Here is a 3,400-nt window from a genome sequence, read left to right as displayed (position 1 = left end):
TGCCCGCGCTGCCGATCCCCTGGGCCGCCTGCGCCGCGGGGGGGGGCCGGTGGGGCCGCCGCGCCCCCCCCCCGGCCGGTCGGCTACCGCAACGCGCACAACAGGGAGCAGGCGGTGGCCGACGACCACGCCGAGTACGACGGCGGGGTGTCGGCGGGCGAGTTGCGCGGGACGAAGCTCGCCTTGGCCTGGTTGGTCATCGGGAACAGCGTGATGACCGCGTAGGTCGAGCAGTAGAACCGCTTGGTCTCACCCGGCTGGAGCGTGAACGTCCCGGCCGCCGCCTCGCAGCCGGGCTCCTCGTAGTCCACGACCCGCGCGTCGGTGACCGCCACCGGACCCTGGTTGGTCACCGTGATCCGCCAGTACGCGGTGGCGTTGAGCAGGCCCAGCAGCCCCACGGGCGCCTGCTTGGCCCACGGCCCGGCGCCGTTCGGCCCGCAGTGGGACGCGGTCTTCGAGGCGCAGATCTCCTTGTCCACCGTCACCACCGGCCGGCAGGCGGGTCCCGGCGCGACCGGGACGGTGACGGTGTTCGAGCTGAACGCGCCGGTGGTGTCCGTGCCGGTCGCGGTGTTGGCCACGTCGGTCACGGCGCACTCGGTGGCGATGGTGGTGCGGAAGCACACCTGCGGCGGGTCGCCGACGAAGTCCACGACCAGCCGGGGCTGGTTGCCGCCGCCGAAGTCCGCGCCGTTGGTCAGCACCAGCGTCGTGGTGACGTCGAGCGTCGGGTGGGCGGTCGGCGACACGCCGCTCAGGTCCACCGTGCCGTCGGGCGCGAAGCCGGGCGTGGCCACGGTGGCGCCGTCCTGGTCGGTGACGGTCACCCGGGACGCGCCGAAGTCGACGTTGCCGGGCGTGACGCCGACGAGCCGGGCCGCGCCGTAGCCCTGGACGTGGCCGGTGGCCCCGTCGCAGTAGAAGTCACCGGGCGTCAGCCTGATCTGGCCGCCGGAGCGCACGCACGGCGAGCCGCCCGTGAGCGGGTCCATCGAGAACAGCACGCCCGCGTCGCCGAGCCCGATCATGCAGCCCGTCGGCACGTCGTAGGCGTAGCCGTAGTCCCGGGTGACGCCGCCGTTGACGGTCGGGTGGGTGATCGGGTTGGCGAGGCCCGCGCACGCGGACGCGGTGGTCCAGTCGTGGCAGATCGTCGCGCCGGCGTACGGGCCGCCCCAGATCGGCAGGTAGCCGCGGATGTGCCCGTTCGGGTCGGTGACGACCTCCGGGTTGAACGCGATCACGCCGGCGGGCAGCCCGACCGCGGACGACGGCGCGGCCAGGGCCGACCCGTCCAGGGCGTAGCAGGTGGTCACGCCGGGCGACGAGCCCGTGGTGGTGGAGCAGGCGCCGACCTGCGCGCCCGCCGTGCCGTACGCCGTGTAGGCGTTGTAGGTGTAGTTCCCGGCGGGGCCGGTCGGCCGGGGCGAGGCCCAGCCGGCGCACGCGGCGCCGGTGGCCGGGTCGAAGCAGCCCAGGGCGGGCTGGGTGCCGCCGCCCGGCTGCGACGAGGAGGCGAACACCTTGCCCGCCACGACCGTCATCGCGCCGTAGTACCACGCGTTCACCCCGCCCGGTTGGGCGTTGCTGGGCGGCACGATCGCCGCGAACGGCTGGCCGGGGCACGCGGCGCGGGTGGCGACGTTCCAGCAGACGACCTGGCCCGTGCTCGCCACGCCGTACAGGTTGCCGCCGACCTCCACGAAACCGGCGAGGTCGTTCACGCTCAGCGGCGAGCCGCCGCGGGCCAGCAGGGACCAGTAGCCGCAGTTCGCCGCGGCGGCGAGGTCGAGGCAGCCGACGCCGATCGACGACGGGGTCACCGCGGCGTACAGGACCTGGGACGGCGCGGCGGGGTCGCGGAAGTACTGCTGCGCCATCGGGCTGCCGATGTCGCCGGTCGCGCCGCTGCCGAGCGGTCCGGGCGTGGTGTTGAGCGGCTTGGGCCACGGGCCGCCGGCGCAGAGCTGGCCGGTGGACAGCTCGCTGCACACGACCTTCGGCACGGCCGGCGCCGCGTGGTGGTAGATGTTCCACGCCTGGAGCGCGCCGGTGGGCGTGCGGTGCAGCAGCGGCGTGAACCCGTCACCGCCGGTGGCGGTGGTGGACGCCTGGACCGGCGGGGTCAGCAGGGCGTCCAGCGACGTCCCGCCCGGCCGGGCGGTGGGGTTCTGCGCGCGCACCGCGACCACGCCGGAGCCGGGTTCGGCGGTCTGGAACGTGCTGCCGTCGGTGGACCACGACGGGGTCCAGCCGGGCGGCACGTCCAGCGAGCCGGTCACGTAGGACTGCCCCGCGCCCACGGCGTCGGTGACGGTGGCCTGGCCGACGCCGGTGCCGTTGTTGTCGTACGCCACGACCCAGGTGGCGGTGGCCCCGTGGTCGGCGGGTGACGACACCCCGCCCACGGACTTCGTCAACGTCGACACCGCCGCGGTCGAGGGGTCGGCCGCCGCACCGGGAACTGTCATCGCGGCGGCCAGCAGAGCACCCGTCGCCACTTGGATCACCGCACGTCTTCGCACCGCGGTACACCTCGTTTCGCTTCCGCCGGAGCGCGGATCGCCCGGCCCCAGGCAGGCTATGGACCTGCACCGGTACCGGATTCCCCCGTCACCCGCCTGCGGCCGGCCGGGCATACCGACAGCGCAGTACCCCGAGATCTGCTCCTACCGGGGTGCTCCATTCCACGTGGGCGCGGACTGGACGTTCACCCGGATGTCCCCGATTTCGGCGGACCGCGGCGCGGCGGGACGCGATAACGGCGGACCGGGTCCTAGCCGCGGTCCGGGCGCACGGCGGCGAAGCCCGCGTCCAGACGGGCGATCATCACGTCGATCAGCTCGGACAGCTCGGGCCGTTCGGCGGCGTCCAGCCACCAGCCGACCACGACCCGCAGGGTGGCCATGGTCGTGGCGGCGAACATCGCGGGGTACAGGTCGGTGGCCGGGTCCACGCCCACCCGTGCGCCGACCACGGCGGCGAGTTCGCGTTCCTGCACGGCGAACGCGGCGATCTGGTGCGGCAGCAGCGCGGGGGTGCGGCGCAGGGCGCGCAGCTGCGCCACGCGGTCCGGCTCGATCCGGTCGGACACGACGTCGACCAGGGCGGCGCGCAGCGCGGACAGCACGGGCTCGTCCGCGGGCCGGTCCGCGAAGGCCCGGACGAAGGCCGCGGCGGTCGCGACGTCGCCCGCGACGACGGCCTCCTCCTTGGAGGAGAAGTAGTTGAAGAACGTGCGCAGCGAGACGCCGGCCTCCGTCGCCACCTGTTCGACGGTCACCCCGTCGAGGCCGTGCTCCACGCACAGCCGCAGCGCGGCGTCGGCCAACGCCGTGCGGGTGGCGAGCTTCTTGCGTTCGCGCAGTCCGGACACGGCGAAAGTGTCGCACTTGTC

2 protein-coding genes are annotated in these 3,400 nt (G+C 74.5%); both read right to left on the bottom strand.

Annotated features, from left to right (window positions below; genetic code table 11):
- Positions 1-83 precede the first annotated feature (83 nt).
- Positions 84-2,504 (bottom strand): hypothetical protein, encoded by a 2,421-nt coding sequence (locus ACFXGA_RS06575; RefSeq protein ID WP_378084864.1) that lies wholly within the window; start codon positions 2,502-2,504, stop codon positions 84-86.
- Positions 2,505-2,779: 275 nt separating this feature from the next.
- A partial coding sequence (locus tag ACFXGA_RS06570) for a TetR/AcrR family transcriptional regulator (protein WP_378084863.1) occupies positions 2,780-3,400 on the bottom strand: 621 nt, incomplete at its 5' end.

Source organism: Actinosynnema sp. NPDC059335, assembly GCF_042752395.1.
GTDB lineage: Bacteria > Actinomycetota > Actinomycetes > Mycobacteriales > Pseudonocardiaceae > Actinosynnema.
Note: the sequence above shows the minus strand (reverse complement) of the source record. Positions and strands in the feature narration are given on the sequence as shown.